Source organism: Streptomyces sp. JN8 (assembly GCF_055808075.1).
In genome coordinates this window covers 5,006,872-5,023,148 of sequence record NZ_CM147852.1, presented here as the reverse complement: position 1 = coordinate 5,023,148, position 16,277 = coordinate 5,006,872, and the positions used below count along the sequence as shown (strand labels likewise).

The 16,277-nt window shown below is 71.5% G+C and carries 14 protein-coding genes and 1 tRNA gene; 6 read left to right on the top strand and 9 right to left on the bottom strand.

Annotated features, from left to right (window positions below; genetic code table 11):
• Window positions 1-14: 14 nt before the first annotated feature.
• From ACY0MR_RS22190 to ACY0MR_RS22180, 3 genes are all read left to right on the top strand, one after another.
• Window positions 15-1,025: an SGNH/GDSL hydrolase family protein gene (locus ACY0MR_RS22190; RefSeq protein WP_388806273.1), complete on the top strand. Its 1,011-nt coding sequence runs from the start codon at window positions 15-17 to the stop codon at window positions 1,023-1,025.
• 112 nt (window positions 1,026-1,137) lie between these two features.
• Window positions 1,138-2,358 (top strand): acetyl-CoA C-acetyltransferase, encoded by a 1,221-nt coding sequence (locus ACY0MR_RS22185; RefSeq protein ID WP_388806068.1) that lies wholly within the window; start codon window positions 1,138-1,140, stop codon window positions 2,356-2,358.
• Window positions 2,359-2,712: 354 nt separating this feature from the next.
• Entirely contained in the window at window positions 2,713-3,564 is an 852-nt protein-coding gene (locus ACY0MR_RS22180) for a hypothetical protein (RefSeq protein WP_473554877.1), read from the top strand.
• A gap of 176 nt (window positions 3,565-3,740) precedes the next feature.
• Here the strand turns inward: ACY0MR_RS22180 and ACY0MR_RS22175 are convergent, their stop codons facing one another.
• The gene (locus tag ACY0MR_RS22175; RefSeq protein WP_361849073.1) at window positions 3,741-4,070 is read right to left on the bottom strand and encodes a hypothetical protein; all 330 of its coding nucleotides are present in this window, start codon (window positions 4,068-4,070) and stop codon (window positions 3,741-3,743) included.
• A gap of 118 nt (window positions 4,071-4,188) precedes the next feature.
• Here ACY0MR_RS22175 and ACY0MR_RS22170 point away from each other — a divergent pair, with 118 nt between their 5' ends.
• The gene (locus ACY0MR_RS22170) at window positions 4,189-4,419 is read left to right on the top strand and encodes a DUF4287 domain-containing protein (RefSeq protein ID WP_030315254.1); all 231 of its coding nucleotides are present in this window, start codon (window positions 4,189-4,191) and stop codon (window positions 4,417-4,419) included.
• Between the two features lie 86 nt (window positions 4,420-4,505).
• On the opposite strand, the gene ACY0MR_RS22165 is transcribed toward ACY0MR_RS22170, so the two are convergent.
• The gene (locus ACY0MR_RS22165; RefSeq protein WP_148003878.1) at window positions 4,506-5,408 is read right to left on the bottom strand and encodes a Bax inhibitor-1/YccA family protein; all 903 of its coding nucleotides are present in this window, start codon (window positions 5,406-5,408) and stop codon (window positions 4,506-4,508) included.
• A 200-nt stretch (window positions 5,409-5,608) separates the two neighbouring features.
• Window positions 5,609-5,693: transfer RNA gene (locus tag ACY0MR_RS22160), tRNA-Leu, on the bottom strand.
• 375 nt (window positions 5,694-6,068) lie between these two features.
• Between ACY0MR_RS22160 and ACY0MR_RS22155 the strand changes: the two genes are divergently transcribed.
• Entirely contained in the window at window positions 6,069-6,839 is a 771-nt protein-coding gene (locus ACY0MR_RS22155) for an ABC transporter ATP-binding protein (RefSeq protein WP_361849079.1), read from the top strand.
• Between the two features lie 88 nt (window positions 6,840-6,927).
• Window positions 6,928-9,459 (top strand): ABC transporter permease, encoded by a 2,532-nt coding sequence (locus tag ACY0MR_RS22150; RefSeq protein WP_403315746.1) that lies wholly within the window; start codon window positions 6,928-6,930, stop codon window positions 9,457-9,459.
• Between the two features lie 59 nt (window positions 9,460-9,518).
• Here ACY0MR_RS22150 and ACY0MR_RS22145 read toward each other — a convergent pair whose 3' ends face one another.
• The 6 genes from ACY0MR_RS22145 to eno all read right to left on the bottom strand — a co-directional run bounded on the left by ACY0MR_RS22145 (window position 9,519) and on the right by eno (window position 16,146).
• Window positions 9,519-10,826: a class I SAM-dependent methyltransferase gene (locus ACY0MR_RS22145; protein ID WP_473554874.1), complete on the bottom strand. Its 1,308-nt coding sequence runs from the start codon at window positions 10,824-10,826 to the stop codon at window positions 9,519-9,521.
• 208 nt (window positions 10,827-11,034) lie between these two features.
• Window positions 11,035-12,414 (bottom strand): NAD(P)/FAD-dependent oxidoreductase, encoded by a 1,380-nt coding sequence (locus ACY0MR_RS22140; RefSeq protein ID WP_361849085.1) that lies wholly within the window; start codon window positions 12,412-12,414, stop codon window positions 11,035-11,037.
• Window positions 12,415-12,794: 380 nt separating this feature from the next.
• Complete coding sequence (locus ACY0MR_RS22135) at window positions 12,795-13,709, bottom strand: Ppx/GppA phosphatase family protein (protein WP_388806075.1); 915 nt, start codon at window positions 13,707-13,709, stop codon at window positions 12,795-12,797.
• A complete protein-coding gene (locus tag ACY0MR_RS22130; RefSeq protein ID WP_388806077.1) occupies window positions 13,706-14,254 on the bottom strand; it encodes a DUF501 domain-containing protein in 549 nt (182 codons plus the stop codon). The genes ACY0MR_RS22135 and ACY0MR_RS22130 overlap by 4 nt, the downstream gene beginning before the upstream one ends.
• Before the next feature lie 40 nt (window positions 14,255-14,294).
• On the bottom strand, window positions 14,295-14,765 hold the full coding sequence (locus tag ACY0MR_RS22125; protein WP_361849094.1) for an FtsB family cell division protein: 471 nt from the start codon (window positions 14,763-14,765) through the stop codon (window positions 14,295-14,297).
• 94 nt (window positions 14,766-14,859) lie between these two features.
• Entirely contained in the window at window positions 14,860-16,146 is a 1,287-nt protein-coding gene (gene eno, locus ACY0MR_RS22120) for a phosphopyruvate hydratase (protein WP_361849097.1), read from the bottom strand.
• Window positions 16,147-16,277 lie beyond the last annotated feature (131 nt).

Below are 16,277 nucleotides of genomic sequence, written 5' to 3'. Positions count from 1 at the left end.
TGTCGAGGGCGAGGGTGGCGCGGCGGATCGCGGCGGGTGCGGCGTACGGCGGCGGGAGCATCGGGCTGCTGGGTGTGGCGGCGGTGGGCGTCCTGCTGGCCGAGATGCAGATCGCGAAGCGGACGGTGGGCGGCGGCGCGGCCCCGCTGCCGCCGGGAGCGGACGGCCTCTACGGCCGCGCGTTCGGCACGGACGACCCCCTGCGACTGGCCCTTCTGGGTGATTCCACGGCGGCGGGTCAGGGGGTGCGCCGCTCGGGCCAGACGCCCGGCGCGCTGCTCGCCTCCGGCCTCGCGGCGGTGGCGGAGCGGCCGGTGGTGCTGCGGAACGTGGCGCTCTCCGGCGCCCGCTCCGACGACCTGGAGCGCCAGGTGTCGCTGCTGCTGACCCAGCCCCTCGGCCCGCCGGACGTCTGCGTGATCATGATCGGCGCCAACGACGTGACGCACCGGATGTCGCCGACGGAGTCGGTACGGCTCCTGGCGTCGGCGGTCCGGCGGCTGCGGACGGCCGGCGCGGAGGTGGTGGTGGGCACCTGCCCCGACCTGGGGACGATCGAGCCGGTCTACCAGCCGCTGCGCTGGCTGGCCCGACGGGCCTCCCGGCAGCTGGCGGCGGCGCAGACGATCGTGGTGGTCGAGCAGGGCGGCCGGACGGTGTCGCTGGGCGACCTGCTCGGGCCGGAGTTCGCCGCCAACCCGCGCGAGATGTTCGGCGTGGACAACTTCCACCCCTCGGCGGAGGGGTACGCGACGGCGGCGATGGCCGTGCTGCCGACGCTCTGCGCGGTGCTCGGCGTGTGGCCGGAGACGGACCGCCTGGAGCCGGCGCGGCGGGAGAACATGCTGCCGGTCGCGAAGGCGGCGGCCGAGGCGGCGCGGGAGGCGGGCACCGAGGTCACGGGTGCGCGCGCCCCCTGGGCCCTCCTGAAGCACCGCAGGCGGCGGCGCCTGCCGGTCCCGGCGGAGGCGGCGCGGGACGCCCGGGGCGAGGGGGCCGCGGAGACCCCCGCCTCCACCAACTGAGCGCTCGCTTAGAAAAGAGGTCCGCATCACATGCCCAGCCCGGTGACCCCATGCGGTACGTACGGGTAACTTCCCTTTCAGTCCGCCCACTCCGCACCCTCATGGAGCCGTGATGCCCGAAGCCGTGATCGTCTCGACCGCCCGCTCGCCCATCGGCCGGGCCTTCAAGGGCTCCCTCAAGGACCTGCGGCCGGACGACCTCACCGCGACCATCGTCCAGGCCGCCCTGGCCAAGGTGCCGGAGCTCGACCCGCGCGACATCGACGACCTGATGCTGGGCTGCGGCCTGCCCGGCGGCGAGCAGGGCAACAACCTGGGCCGCATCGTGGCCGTGCAGATGGGCATGGACCACCTCCCGGGCTGCACGATCACCCGCTACTGCTCCTCCTCGCTGCAGACCTCCCGCATGGCGCTGCACGCGATCAAGGCCGGCGAGGGCGACGTCTTCATCTCGGCCGGTGTCGAGATGGTGTCCCGCTTCGTGAAGGGCAACTCGGACTCCCTGCCCGACACGCACAACCCGTTCTTCGCCGACGCCGAGGCCCGCACCGCCGAGGTCGCCGCCTCCGAGGGTTCCACCTGGCACGACCCGCGCGAGGACGGCATCGTCCCCGACGCGTACATCGCCATGGGCCAGACCGCGGAGAACCTGGCCCGGCTCAAGGGCATCAGCCGCCAGGAGATGGACGAGTTCGGCGTCCGTTCGCAGAACCTCGCCGAGCAGGCCATCAAGAACGGCTTCTGGGAGCGCGAGATCACCCCGGTGACCCTCCCGGACGGCACCGTGGTCTCCGCGGACGACGGCCCGCGCGCCGGCGTCACCCTGGAGGGCGTGCAGGGCCTCAAGCCGGTCTTCCGCCCCGACGGCCTGGTCACCGCCGCCAACTGCTGCCCGCTGAACGACGGCGCCGCCGCGCTCGTGATCATGTCGGACACGAAGGCCCGCGAGCTCGGCCTGACCCCGCTCGCCCGCATCGTCTCCACCGGCGTCTCGGGCCTCTCCCCCGAGATCATGGGCCTCGGCCCGGTCGAGGCCTCGAAGCAGGCCCTCAAGCGCGCCGGCCTGACCATCGGCGACATCGACCTGGCCGAGATCAACGAGGCCTTCGCGGCCCAGGTGATCCCGTCCTACCAGGACCTGGGCCTCGACCTGGACAAGGTGAACGTCAACGGCGGCGCCATCGCCGTCGGCCACCCCTTCGGCATGACCGGCGCCCGGATCACCGGCACGCTGATCAACAGCCTCCAGTTCCACGACAAGCAGTTCGGCCTGGAGACCATGTGCGTCGGCGGCGGCCAGGGCATGGCGATGGTCATCGAGCGGCTGTCCTAGGCCGTCTCCTTCGGATCCTGCCGGACGGCGCGGGTCAGGCAGGATCCGGAAGACACCCCCTGGGGCCGGGCCCCGGCCGCCGGGCGCCTGCCGCGGGACGGGGGGTGCGCCGGTGTGCGTCTCCCCGGGCCGAGCCGCCCAACCGCACCGCGTCCGAGCCGTGACCGAATCTCCCCCAGGATGTGACCTACGTCCCGGGGGAGTTCGTTTTCCCAGGTCAGAGCCGTTTCGGGACTAAACACCTGGCAGAAATACCTGTCCAATTCGTGACGTAATGCACTGACAGCGGGCCCCACCCCGGGACAAGCTGATGTAGGAAGTCGGGGGGATCGACTCGGAATCGGGAGTACGTCAGTGAGCACCATGCCTCTTGCCCTGCTGCTGACCACGGCCGCTGCCACGGCCGTGGGCGCTGCCGCCCTGCACGCCGTCCACGGTCTCCGCAAGCAGGTCACGGCCCTGCGGAGCGAACTGGCGGCCGGGCACGGCGTCACCGTTCCCGCGGCCCGTGCCACGCCCGCCGCCGAGATACGGGCCGCGGTCGCGGAGGCGCTGGCCGAGGAGCGCGAGCGCGAGCTCGCCGAGGCGCGGGCCTTCTGGGCCGCGCAGGAGGCCCGGGACGCGGCCGACGCCCCGTCCCTGCTGGGCGGCCTCGGCGGCCCGGTCGACGACGGCACCTTCTTCGTCCCCCGCCAGGCCGACTTCGTGGGCCTGGAGGCGATGGCCCTGGAGGCCATGGAGGCGGAGGCCGCCGCGCTCGACGGCCCCGACGCGCTGGACCCGCTGGACCCGGTCGACGCCTTCGAGGAGTACCCGGAGGACTCGGCCGAGCTGGCCGCCGCCCGCCGCAGGCACCCCTCGCACCCGGACTTCGTGCCGGTGCAGACCCCCGTCGTCACCGACCACGAGCGGACCGTCGCCCGCCTCGAGGAGCTGGCGGACACCGCCACGGCCCTGACGGACGTGCGTCCGGGCCCGCTGGGCACGCTCGACGTGTACGTGTTCGCCGACGGGACCACGCTCTGTATGACGCCGGGGCACCGCGAGACCGCGGAGCGCCTGGCGGAGGCCCTGCGCTCCGGCCGCACGCCGGTGCTGCTCGGCGGCTCGGGCGTCTCGGGCGCCTTCGCCCTCACCTTCTCGTACGGCGAGGCCGACGACGAGAACGTCTACATCCTCGCGGACCGCGTCATCGCGTCCCTCTGATGTCACGCCCCTCGCGCCGCTCGGCCCCCCGGGGCCTCGCGGGCTTCGGGGCGCCTGGGCGGCCTCCGACCGCCGACCGCGGGCGCGCCCCGCTCTGAACGCACGGGGCGGGTCCCACCGCCCGACCGGCACCGCGCCCTCGCACCGGGCGCCCCGGCCCGAGCGCTCCGCCGGCCCTACAGCCCCGAGCGCTCCGCCGCTCCACGGACCAGTTCCACGGCCTCCGCCAGCTCCCCCTCACGGGAGTCGGCCGGGGCCGTTCGCAGGATCTCGGCCAGATCGTTCCCGGCGACGACCAGCTGGTCGGCCACGGTGAAGACCCCCGCGTCCGGCATCGTCCGGGGCTCCCGCCCCGGCTCCTCGGCGCGCTGGGCGCGCGCCGCCAGCTCCCGGGCGAGGGCCAGGCCCTCGGCCGCCGCGCCCCGCTGGAGGCGGCTCTGCGGGGCGGCCCGCAGCCGGTCGGCGAAGCGGTCGACGGCCGCGGTCAGTTCACTCGTATCGCGCACCCCGCGACCCTACGCGCCGCCCCGGGCCCCTTGCCAACGGGCGCGCACTTGGGCACGGTGACGTGAGGAAGTGCCAGGAGTACGAGGAGCACGCGGTACGACGCGTCCGGAGGCGCCGATGTCCCATACATTCTCCGAAGAGACCCACCGCAACATGCTGGCCCGCATCCCGGGCCGCACCGGTCGTGAGATCGCCGACTGGATGCGCACCGTCGAGGAGGGCCCCTCCCTCCTCCGGTTCGAGGAGCGCGTGAGCTGGCTCCGCGGGGCGCACGAGCTGGCGTACGGCCACGCGAAGGCGATCCTGCACGAGTACGACCTGCGGAGGGCGGCCCGGAGACTGCTCTGAGGTCCGGGCGCCGCCCGTCGTCACGGAACGCGGAAGGGCCCGCCCGGCGCGAAGCCGGACGGGCCCTTCCCCCGAGTCGGGAGGCGTCAGTCGTCGCCCTGCAGGATCGACAGCAGACGCAGCATCTCCAGGTAGATCCACACCAGGGTCATGGTGAGACCGAAGGCGGCCAGCCAGGCCTCCTCGCGCGGCGCGCCGTAGGTCACGCCGTCCTCGACCTGCTTGAAGTCGAGGGCGAGGAAGCAGGCGCCCAGGATGATGCCGATGACACCGAAGAGGATGCCGAGGCCGCCGCTGCGGAAGCCGAGGCCGTCACCGCCGGCGAAGACGGCGAACAGCAGGTTGGTCACCATGAGGAGCATGAAGCCCATCGCGGCGGCCATCACGAAGCCGTAGAAGCGCCGGTTGACCCGGATCCAGCCCATCTTGTAGGCGATCAGCACGCCGGCGAAGACCGCCATGGTGCCGAGGACCGCCTGGATGACCACGCCGTCCGCGATGTACGTCGACACGGCGGCCGAGATGACACCGAGGAAGACGCCCTCGAAGGCCGCGTAGCCCAGGATGAGCGCCGGCGACGGCTTGCGCTTGAAGGACTGCACGAGCGACAGGACCAGGGCGACCAGGGCGGCGCCGATGGCGATGCCGTAGGACTTGCCCAGGTTGGCGGGGTCGACCGGCAGGAGCAGCCAGGACAGGACGGCGGTGAGGACGACCGTGCCGAGCGTCATGGCCGTACGGCTCACGACGTCGTCGATCGTCATCACGTTGCCGCGGGCCTGCTGCGGGGCACCGGGCTGGGTGTCCTGCGGGGCGTACGGGTTGGTGGCGTACGGGTTCGTCGCGCCCTCGGCGTACGGGTTGCCGGCGGCGTACGGGTTGGTCCCGACGGCGGGGCCCCCGGCCTGCGGCTGCTGGCCGTTGAAGCCCGCGGTGCCGTTGTCGCGGCTGAACCCCCGTCGCGAGAAGACCGGGTTGCTGCTCCTCATCTCACTCCTCCATGGCGTGCCGCATGCGCGCGGCCTCGCGTCAAGAGTAATGCGTAGGCAAAAGAAACTCTCTAGTGCTCGGGGAGGATCTTTTCCCGTACGGTTTCGATCTTCGCACGAGTGTGTCGCGGAGCGTCACGGGGGTCCGCGCGTGAGTGAGGGGCCTCTCCGGGCCGCAGGTGTCCCACCTGGGGCCCGGGTGGTGCCCGGAACCGGACTCGAACCGGTACGGCCCGAAGGCCAGCGAGGTTTAAGCTCGCCGTGTCTGCATTCCACCATCCGGGCGTCGCGAAGCTCCGCGTTGGCACATGAGCCTATCGGGGCGCGTCCCTCGTTCAGCCGAAACATCATCCCGATGTTGTCTTATTTTATTGACGCTTGAGGGTGCGTCAGTGCAGGTGGGGGCCGTTTCGCCGGACTGTGACAGGGGTCGCAGGCGCAAAGCCGCACCCCCCGGAATGACGAAAAGTCGTCGCACGTCTGTCACATCGGCGCGAACCCGTCTCTCAGGGCCGCCGTCATACCTCAGGAGGAGGATCGGGGCCCCCGGTCCGACTCGAGACTGCCCCGGGAACGGGCACGTGGGCGGACGATCCGAGCGAGAACGCTCGACACGATGGAGGGGTTCCCGCAGAAGCCCCGCAGTGACAGGAGTCCCTCGTGACCACCACCCCCACCGTGTCCCGCGCCACCGCGGTGGCCGCCCGCGCCACGGATCTCTCCAAGGTCTACGGACACGGCGAGACCCAGGTGGTCGCCCTCGATCACGTCACGGTGGACTTCCGCCAGGGCGAGTTCACCGCGATCATGGGCCCCTCCGGCTCCGGCAAGTCGACGCTCATGCACTGCGTCGCCGGCCTGGACTCCTTCTCCTCCGGCTCGGTCCGGATCGGCGAGACGGAGCTCTCCACCCTCAAGGACAAGCAGCTCACCCAGCTGCGCCGGGACAAGATCGGCTTCATCTTCCAGGCCTTCAACCTGCTGCCGACCCTGACGGCCCTGGAGAACATCACGCTGCCGATGGACATCGCCGGCCGGAAGCCCGACAAGCAGTGGGTGCAGAAGGTCATCGACATGCTCGGCCTCTCCGCGCGGCTCAGCCACCGCCCGACCGAACTCTCCGGCGGCCAGCAGCAGCGCGTCGCCGTGGCCCGCGCCCTCGCCTCCCGCCCCGAGATCATCTTCGGCGACGAGCCCACCGGAAACCTGGACTCCCGCTCGGGCGCCGAAGTCCTCGGCTTCCTGCGCAACTCGGTCCGCGAGCTGGGCCAGACCGTCGTCATGGTCACCCACGACCCGGTCGCCGCCTCCTACGCGGACCGCGTGATCTTCCTCGCCGACGGCCGGATCGTCGACGAGATGCTGCACCCGACGGCGGACGGCGTGCTCGACCGCATGAAGGCCTTCGACGCGAAGGGCCGTACGAGCTGACGCGACGGCGCCGGAACCGGACTCGAACCGGTACGGCGCCGCCCAGCCGCCCTGATACCCGTCCGCCCTCCTCCTCCAGGACACACCCATGTTCCGTACCGCCCTGCGCAACGTCCTCGCGCACAAGGCGCGGCTGCTGATGACCGTTCTCGCCGTGATGCTCGGCGTGGCCTTCGTCTCCGGCACCCTCGTCTTCACCGACACCCTCGGCCAGGCCTTCCGCAACCAGTCGGCCAAGAGCTACGACGACGTCGCCGTCGCCGTCGAGATGTACCCGTCCGCCGAGGAGGCCCGGAAGACCCCCGGCCTCTCCCAGCAGGTCGTCGACAAGGTCGCGAAGGTCGACGGCGTCGCCTCCGTCACCCCCCGCGTCGACGGCTTCGCCGGTGTGCCCGACAAGAACGGCAAGCTGATCGGCGCCGGGTGGTCCAACAAGGGCACCAACTTCGCCCCCGGCAAGGACGGCAAGGACCGCGCCTACAGCTTCACCTCCGGAAACGGCCCCGCCTCCGCCGGACAGATCGCGCTCGACAAGGACACCGCCGACAAGGGCGGCTACAAGGTCGGCGACACCGTCCGCGTGGCCACCAACGGGCCGGTCAAGGAGTACGAGCTCTCCGGCGTCTTCACCACCGAGGACGGCGCCGTGAACGCCGGCGGCAGCCTGGTCGTCTTCGACCGCGCCGTCGCCCAGAAGCTCTACCTGAAGCCCGGCTTCTTCCAGAACCTGACCGTCACCGCCGCCCCCGGCGCGGACGCGGTCGAGCTCCGCGACAAGATCCTCACCGTCGTCCCGAAGTCCGCCACCGCCCAGACCGGCGCCGTCCTCGCCGACCGGCAGGCCAAGGACATCGAGGCCGGTCTCGGCGCCCTCAACCAGGTGCTGCTCGGCTTCGCCGGCATCGCACTCTTCGTCGGCGTCTTCCTCATCTCCAACACCTTCACCATGCTGGTCGCGCAGCGCACCAAGGAGCTGGCGCTGATGCGCGCCGTCGGCGCCTCGCGCCGGCAGATCACCCGCTCCGTCCTCGCCGAGGCCGGTCTGGTCGGCCTGCTCGCCTCCGCCGTCGGCTACGTCCTCGGCATCGGTCTCGCCGTCGGACTGCGCTCCGGCATGAACGCCTTCGACCTGAAGGTCCCGGACGGCCCGCTGGTCCTCGGCACCACCCCGGCCGTCGCCGCCTTCGCCGTCGGCGTGCTGATCACCACGCTGGCCGCCTGGCTGCCCGGCCGCCGGGCCGCGAAGATCCCGCCGGTCGCCGCCATGAACAGCGTCCACGCCAGTGTGAGCACCAAGTCGCTGGTCGTACGGAACTCCATCGGCGCCGCGTTCACCGCGCTCGGTGTCGTGCTCATCGTGCTCGGCGCGGGCCAGGGCGGCGACAACGGCCGCCTGCTGATCGCGGGCGGAGCCTTCCTCACCCTCATCGGCGTGATCATCCTGATCCCGTTCCTCTCGCGGCCCGTGATCGCCGTGATCCGGCCCCTCTTCGTGAGCGTCTTCGGGGTCTCCGGCAAACTCGCCGGGCTGAACGCGGTCCGCAACCCGCGCCGCACCGGCGCCACCGCCTCCGCGCTGGCCATCGGCCTGACCCTCGTCACCGGCCTCTCGGTGCTCGGCACCACGGTCGGCACGGCCCTCGACAAGATGACGACCGACCAGATCAAGGCCGACTACATGGTCTCCATGGCCAGCGGCAACGGTCTGAGCCAGGAGGCGCTGACCGCCCTGCAGAAGGCCCCCGGCGTCACCGCGGTCTCCCCGCAGCAGGCCGGAGCCTTCGACCTGAAGGGCTCGTTCGTCTCGGTCTCCGGGGTCGCCCCCGGTCAGATCGAGAAGCTCCTCGACCTGAAGGTGGTGCACGGCTCGCTCTCCGCCGTCGGCGGGAACACCATCGCCGTCGACGCCGAGGTCGCCGCGAAGCGCGGCCTGAAGACCGGGGCCACCGTCCCGGTCGAGTTCCTCGACAAGCGCAAGGGCGAGCTGAAGGTCGGCGCGATCTACGAGGCCAACGAGTTCGTCTCCCCGGTCCTCGCCGACCACCGGCTGGTCACCGCGCACGAGGAGCAGGCGTCCATCCGCGAGATCTACGTCTCGACGAAGGGCGGCGCCAGCGCGGCCAACGAGCGGGCCCTGGCGAAGGCCATGGGCGACAACCCGGCGATCCAGGTCATGGACCACAAGGACATCCGTGACGCCTTCGGCGGCCCGATCAACATCATGCTGAACATCATGTACGGCCTGCTCGGCATGGCCCTGATCATCGCCGTACTCGGTGTCGTCAACACCCTCGCGATGTCCGTCTTCGAGCGCCAGCAGGAGATCGGCATGCTGCGGGCGATCGGTCTCGACCGGCGCCGCGTGAAGCGGATGGTCCGTCTGGAGGCCGTGGTCATCTCGGTGTTCGGCGCGATCGTCGGCATCGGTCTGGGCGCGTTCCTCGGCTGGGCCATCGGCGAGACCTTCAAGAGCAGCCTGCCGGGCTACGCCCTGGTCCTGCCCTGGGACCGGATCGGGGTCTTCCTGGTCCTGGCCGCCCTGGTCGGCGTCCTCGCCTCCCTGTGGCCGGCCCGGAGCGCGGCCAGGCTGAACATGCTCGCCGCCATCAAGGCCGAGTAACCCCCCGGAACCCGGAAGGGCCGGCCCCCTGCCAGGGGCCGGCCCTTCCGGCGGGCGCCTCAGGCCTTCTCGTTCCAGACCCGCGGCCGCAGCGCCGTCCCGCTCCGCCCCGACACCGGGGTCTTCACCGCGAGGAACTGGTTCACGCCGATCCGGTTGCGCTCGAAGGAGACGGCCGAGGCCGCCATGTAGAGCCGCCAGATCCGCGCCCGGCCCGGCGAGGTGAGCCGGACCGCCCGGTCCCAGTCCCGCTCCAGGTTGGCCACCCAGCGGCGCAGCGTCAGCGCGTAGTGCTCGCGGATCGCCTCCACGTCCCTGACCTCGAAGCCGGCGTCCTCCAGGGTGCCCAGCGTGCGTCCCATGGGGGCGAGTTCGCCGTCCGGGAAGACGTACGCGTCGATGAAGGGATCGATCTCGTACGCCTCCTCGTCCGGTTCGGGGCGCCGCGAGATCTGGTGGTTCAGCAGCCGCCCGCCGGGCTTGAGGAGCCCGTACAGGATGTCGGCGTACTCCCGGTACCGGACCACGCCGACGTGCTCGGCCATGCCGATCGAGGAGACGGCGTCGTACGGGCCGTCCGCGACGTCCCGGTAGTCCTGGACGCGGATCTCGACCAGGTCGGTCAGCCCCTCCTCGGCGATCCGCTTGCGGGCGTACGCGGCCTGCTCGCGGGAGAGGGTGATGCCGACGACCCGCGCCCCGTACTCCCGGGCGGCGTGGAGGGCCATGGAGCCCCATCCGCAGCCCACGTCGAGGAGCCGGTCCCCCTCCTTCAGGTCCAGCTTGCGGGCGATGAGGTCCAGCTTGTCGCGCTGGGCGTCCTCCAGGGTGGCGTCGGGGCCGTCGGAGGCCCAGTACGCGCACGAGTAGACCATCGACGGGCCGAGGACCAGCTCGTAGAAGTCGTTGCCCACGTCGTAGTGGTGACTGATCGCCTGCCTGTCGCGGCGCCGGGTGTGCCGGCCGCCGCTGCGGCCGCGCACCTCCTCGGCCGGCGGCTGCGGGGGCGGCAGCGGTCCGGCCAGCTTCAGCAGGGCTGCCGCGGCGGCACGAAGCCGCGGGTCGCGGGCGGCCGCGAGCAGCCCCCTGCCGTCCCCGTCCCGCTCCCAGAGCAGGCCGGAGAGGGCGTCCAGGAGGGCGTACAGGTCGCCCTCGACGTCCAGCTCCCCGGCCACCCAGGCGCGGGCCATGCCCAGTTCGCCGGGCTTCCAGATCATCCTCCGCAGGGCGCGGCGGTCGCGGACGACCAGGACGGGGCCGCCCACCGGCCCGGCCTCGCTGCCGTCCCAGGCTCGCAGCCGGACCGGGAGCGGTCCGCCCAGCAGCTCCTCGGCGAGAGTCGCCAGCCGCGACGCGGCGTCGGCCATGGTGCACACCTCCGTGATCTCGTGCCCCAGAAATGCTCGTCACCAAGGGAACACCGTCCGTAGGCGTTTGCAGTCCCGGCGCAGCGCAATCAGTCGGCAAAACACGCGAAGGGCCGTCCGCACCACGGATGGCGGACGGCCCTTTTACGGCCTTGCGTGTACTTGTCCTACTGGTCCTGCTGGTCCTGCTGGTACCGCCGGGCGACGGTCAGGAGGCCTTGGCCTTCTCCTGCGCCGGGGCGGCCGGCGCGGGGGCGGGCTTGGCGGCCTCGTAGAACTCCTCGCGCGGCGTCTCCATGGCGCCGAGCGAGACGACCTCGCGCTTGAGGAACATCGCGAGGGTCCAGTCGGCGAAGACGCGGATCTTGCGGTTCCAGGTCGGCATCGCCATGCCGTGGTAGCCACGGTGCATGTACCAGGCGAGACGGCCCTTGAGCTTGATCTTCACCTTGCCCATGACGATCATCGCGACGCCCTTGTGCAGGCCGAGACCCGCGACCGCGCCCTTGTTGGCGTGGCTGTACTCCTTCTGCGGGAAGCCCCGCATGCCGGCCACCACGTTGTCGCCGAGGACCTTGGCCTGGCGCAGCGCGTGCTGGGCGTTCGGCGGGCACCAGGCGTTCGGGTTGCCCGCCTTGCGGCCGACCATGTCCGGGACCTGGGCGTTGTCGCCCGCGGCCCAGGCGTAGTCGAGGCCGTTGATCTGGAGCTTCTCGTTGCAGTCCACGTGGCCGCGGGGGCCGAGCGGCAGACCGAAGCGGGAGAGCGCCGGGTTCGGCTTCACGCCGGCGGTCCAGACGATCGTGTTGGAGTCGACCTCGAGGCCGTTCTTCAGCACGACGTGGCCGTCGACGCAGGAGTCCATGGAGGTCTCGAGGTAGATCTCGATCCCGCGGCTCTCCAGGTGCTCCTTGCCGTACTGGCCGAGCTTGGGGCCGACCTCGGGAAGGATCTTGTCGGCCGCGTCGACCAGGACGAAGCGCATGTCCTCGCGCGACACGTTCTGGTAGTACTTCGCGGCGTCCCGGGCCAGGTCCTCGACCTCGCCGATGGTCTCCGCGCCGGCGAAGCCGCCGCCCACGAAGACGAAGGTCAGCGCCTTGCGGCGGACCTCCTCGTCGGTGGTCGAGTCGGCCTTGTCGAGCTGCTCGAGGACGTGGTTGCGCAGGCCGATGGCCTCCTCGATGCCCTTCATGCCGATGCCCTGCTCGGCGAGGCCGGGGATCGGGAAGGTACGGGAGACGGCGCCCATCGCGATGACGAGGTAGTCGAAGGGCAGCTCGTAGGCCTCGCCGACGAGCGGCGAGATCGTGGCGACCTTGCGGTCCTGGTCGATGGTGGTGACCCGGCCGGTGAGCACCTCCGCTCCGCGCACGACGCGTCGCAGCGGGACGACGACGTGGCGCGGCGAGATGCTGCCGGCGGCGGCTTCGGGGAGGAAGGGCTGGTAGGTCATGTACGACCGCGGGTCGACGACCGTGACGGTCGCCTCCGCGTAGCGCATCTTCTTGAGGATGCGCCGAGCTGCGTACAGGCCTACGTACCCGCCGCCTACTACGAGGATCCTGGGACGCTCCGTGGTGCTCATGAGATCGAGTATCCACCCCTCCTGAGGGGGGTGCTCGTGCGCCCCTTCACAAGGTCTCCGGACACCTCTGCTACACTCCGCCGCCCACGTGATCCATGTCATGGTGCTGCAAAGGAACCGGGGCACCCGGGCGGACGTTGTTCACCCCCTGTGAACTGGACCGGAGAGCCTCCGTTAACCCCGAACCGGAGCCCCCGTTCACACGATGGAAACGTCGGGCGGATCCGCCTCCGCGCCTGCGAAAGGGCCCTGAGGCACCACCCGGAGGGCCCAAACACCTCGTTCGGACCCCACTTCGGCGCCACCAGGGCCCTTTTCCTTGTGAAGAACTTCACGAACTTTCCCGGCGCGGTGTCGCGGGAAGCCTCGATAGGTGCCCGCTATGCCACGGATAGGGCGATCCCATCGAGGATGTCGTGCTCGCTGACGACGACCTCGTGGGCTCCGACCCGCTCGACGATCTCCCGCAGGACGAGCGCGCCGGCGATGATCACGTCGACCCGCCCGGGATGGATGACGGGGATCGCGGCCCGCTCGGCGTGGGTGGAGGCGAGCAGCCGCTCGGCGACCTCGGCGACCTGCGCGGCGGAGATCCGGGCGTGGTGGATCTTCTCCGAGTCGTACTCCGGCAGCCCGAGGGCGATGGCGGCGACCGTGGTGACCGATCCGGCGAGTCCGACGAGGGTCTCGGCGGTCCCGATCGGGACGGTCTCGGCGGCGAGGTCGAGCGCGGCCCGGACGTCGGCGCGGATCGCCTCGGCCTCCTCCGCGGTCGGCGGGTCGTGCCGGACGTGCCGCTCGGTCAGGCGGACGCAGCCGATGTCGACGGAGCGGGCGGCCTCGACGTGCCGGTTGCCGACCACGAACTCGGTCGAGCCGCCGCCGATGTCCACGACCAGCCGGCGGTCGTCGCCGTGCAGCTCGCCGGTGGCGCCGGTGAAGGAGAACGCGGCCTCCTGGTCGCCCGTGATGACCTCGGGCTCGACGCCCAGGATCTCCACGACCCCGTTCACGAAGTCCGCGCGGTTCTCGGCGTCGCGGGAGGCGGAGGTGGCGACGAAACGCAGCTTCTCGGCGCCGAGGTCCTTGATGACCTCGGCGTACGCGCGGCAGGCGGCGAAGGTCCGCTCCAGGGCCTCGGGGGCGAGCCGGCCGGTCTTGTCGACGCCCTGCCCGAGCCGGACGATCGTCATCCGGCGGTCGAGCTCGACCAGCTCCCCGGTCTCCGGGTGGACGTCGGCGACCAGGAGGCGGATGGAGTTCGTGCCGCAGTCGATTCCGGCGACCCGGGTCACTCCGCCCCCTCCTTCTTCTCGTCCCCGTCCGCGCACGGCGTGACGCAGGCGCCCTTCGCCCACCACTCCGGCAGCATCGCGAGCGCCTCGTCGCCGAAGGGGTTGACGCCGGGTCCGGCGGCCAGCGAGTGGCCGACGAGGACGTGCAGGCACTTCACCCGGTCCGGCATGCCGCCGGCGCTCGGGAACCCCTCCAGGACCTCGATGGCGTCGCGGCGCGCGATGTAGTCCTCGTGCGCGGCCCGGTAGGCGGCGGCCAGCTCCGGGTCGGTGGCGAGCCGGGCCTGCATCTCCTTCATGACCCCGTTGGCCTCCAGGGTGCCGATGGCCGAGGCCGCCCGGGGGCAGGTCAGGTAGTACGTGGTCGGGAACGGCGTGCCGTCGGGGAGCCGGGGCGCGGTCTCGACGACGTCCGGGTTCCCGCACGGGCAGCGGTGCGCGATGGCGCGCAGGCCGCGGGGCGGCCGGCCGAGCTGGAGCTCGAAGGCGGCGATGTCCTGCCCGGTGGGCTCGGTGCGTTCGGTCTGCGGAGGGGGCGTTTCCATGTCTGCCTTGCTCGTATGTCGGGGCGACCGGTAGGCCGCGTCAGGGGCGGTCGGCGTGGTCGACGCCGTCCCAGAGGTTGTCGTACCAGGGGCGGTCCGCCGCGCCCTGGTCCCCGCGGGGCCGTTGCTCGGCGTCGGGGTCGTTCACGGTGAACCCGGTCTCGCCGGGCAGCACGTAGTGGAGGTGCTCGCGGGCGAGGCGCCGGACGTAGGCGGGGTCCTGGAGGCGCGCCTTCTCGTCCCGGAGCTCCTCGACCCGCCGGGCGGCGTCGGCGGCCCGGCGCTGCTGCTCCGCGATCTCGCCCTGCTGGGAGACGTAGCTCCGCATCGGGTAGGCGAGCGCCACGACCAGCGAGCAGACGACCAGGGCGAGGAAGGCGGCCCGGCCGGTGAGCCGGGAGCGGCGGGCCTGGCGTCGGGTCTGGGAGCGGTAGACACGGGCGGCGGTCTGCTCGCCGAGCAGTCTGATCCGGGTCGCGGTGGAGAACCGGTCCCGGTCCTTCGCGGCCATGTCGTGTCGCCTCCCCTGTTCACGCGGACGTCCCCGCACACGGTACGGGACCGAGTGCGGGGACGTACGGAACTGCCGGGGGTGACGCCTGCCGTCAGCCCTTGAAGCGCGGGAAGGCGCTGCGGCCGGCGTAGACCGCGGCGTCGTCGAGGATCTCCTCGATGCGCAGCAGCTGGTTGTACTTGGCGACACGGTCCGAGCGGGCCGGGGCGCCGGTCTTGATCTGACCGCAGTTCACGGCGACCGCGAGGTCGGCGATGGTGACGTCCTCGGTCTCGCCGGAGCGGTGGGACATCATGCACTTGAAGCCGTTGCGCTGGGCGAGCTCGACGGCGTCGAGGGTCTCGGTCAGCGAGCCGATCTGGTTGACCTTGACCAGGAGGGCGTTCGCGGTGCCCTCCTCGATGCCGCGGGCCAGGCGCTCCGGGTTGGTGACGAAGAGGTCGTCGCCGACGATCTGGACCTTGGTGCCCAGCTTGTCGGTGAGGACCTTCCAGCCGGCCCAGTCGTCCTCGTACAGCGGGTCCTCGATGGAGACCATCGGGTACGCGGAGACGAGCTCCTCGTAGTACTCGGTCATCTCGGCGGCCGAGCGGGACTTGCCCTCGAACTCGTACGCGCCGTCCTTGTAGAACTCGGACGCGGCCACGTCGAGCGCGAGCGCGACGTCGGAGCCCGGGGTGTAGCCGGCCTCCTTGATGGCCTCGACGATGAGGTCGAGGGCGGCGCGGTTCGACTCGAGGTTCGGCGCGAAGCCGCCCTCGTCGCCGAGGCCGGTGGAGAGGCCCTTGCGCTTCAGCACGGCCTTGAGGGTGTGGTAGATCTCCGCACCCCAGCGGAGGGCCTCGGAGAAGGACTCCGCGCCGATCGGGGCGATCATGAACTCCTGGATGTCCACGTTGGAGTCGGCGTGCGACCCACCGTTGAGGATGTTCATCATCGGAACGGGCAGCAGGTGCGCGTTCGGGCCGCCGAGGTAGCGGAAGAGCGGGAGGTCCGAGGCCTCGGAGGCGGCGTGCGCGACGGCGAGGGAGACGCCGAGGATGGCGTTGGCGCCGAGGGAGCCCTTGTTCTCGGTGGCGTCCAGGTCGAACATGGCCTGGTCGATCAGGCGCTGCTCGGTGGCGTCGTAGCCGACGAGCTCCGGGCCGATCTGCTCGATGACGGCGAGGACGGCCTTCTCGACACCCTTGCCGAGGTAGCGGTTCGGGTCACCGTCGCGAAGCTCGATGGCCTCGAACGCACCGGTGGAGGCACCGGACGGGACAGCAGCACGGCCGGTGCTGCCGTCGTCGAGGCCGACCTCGACCTCGACCGTGGGGTTGCCTCGGGAGTCCAGGATTTCCCGGGCTACGACGACGTCGATGGACGGCACGAGCATCTCCTTTTTGGGATGTGACGCTGGATGTGACGCAAGGTCGGTGCAGGGTCGCTTGGCCTTGCGACAAGAGCCTAACCGGCTCGCGGGCTCCGGCCAGCCGGGCGCCCGCCCCCTGGGACGAAAAAGGACCC

What these genes read in the sequence shown, in the direction of transcription:
- ACY0MR_RS22185 (WP_388806068.1), top strand. Translation starts at nt 1,138, where the DNA reads ATGCCCGAAGCCGTGATCGTCTCGACCGCCCGCTCGCCCATCGGCCGG.
- ACY0MR_RS22170 (WP_030315254.1), top strand. Translation starts at nt 4,189, where the DNA reads ATGTCCCATACATTCTCCGAAGAGACCCACCGCAACATGCTGGCCCGC.
- ACY0MR_RS22165 (WP_148003878.1), bottom strand. Translation starts at nt 5,408, where the DNA reads ATGAGGAGCAGCAACCCGGTCTTCTCGCGACGGGGGTTCAGCCGCGAC.
- ACY0MR_RS22150 (WP_403315746.1), top strand. Translation starts at nt 6,928, where the DNA reads ATGTTCCGTACCGCCCTGCGCAACGTCCTCGCGCACAAGGCGCGGCTG.
- ACY0MR_RS22145 (WP_473554874.1), bottom strand. Translation starts at nt 10,826, where the DNA reads ATGGCCGACGCCGCGTCGCGGCTGGCGACTCTCGCCGAGGAGCTGCTG.
- ACY0MR_RS22140 (WP_361849085.1), bottom strand. Translation starts at nt 12,414, where the DNA reads ATGAGCACCACGGAGCGTCCCAGGATCCTCGTAGTAGGCGGCGGGTAC.
- ACY0MR_RS22130 (WP_388806077.1), bottom strand. Translation starts at nt 14,254, where the DNA reads ATGGAAACGCCCCCTCCGCAGACCGAACGCACCGAGCCCACCGGGCAG.
- ACY0MR_RS22125 (WP_361849094.1), bottom strand. Translation starts at nt 14,765, where the DNA reads ATGGCCGCGAAGGACCGGGACCGGTTCTCCACCGCGACCCGGATCAGA.
- eno (WP_361849097.1), bottom strand. Translation starts at nt 16,146, where the DNA reads ATGCTCGTGCCGTCCATCGACGTCGTCGTAGCCCGGGAAATCCTGGAC.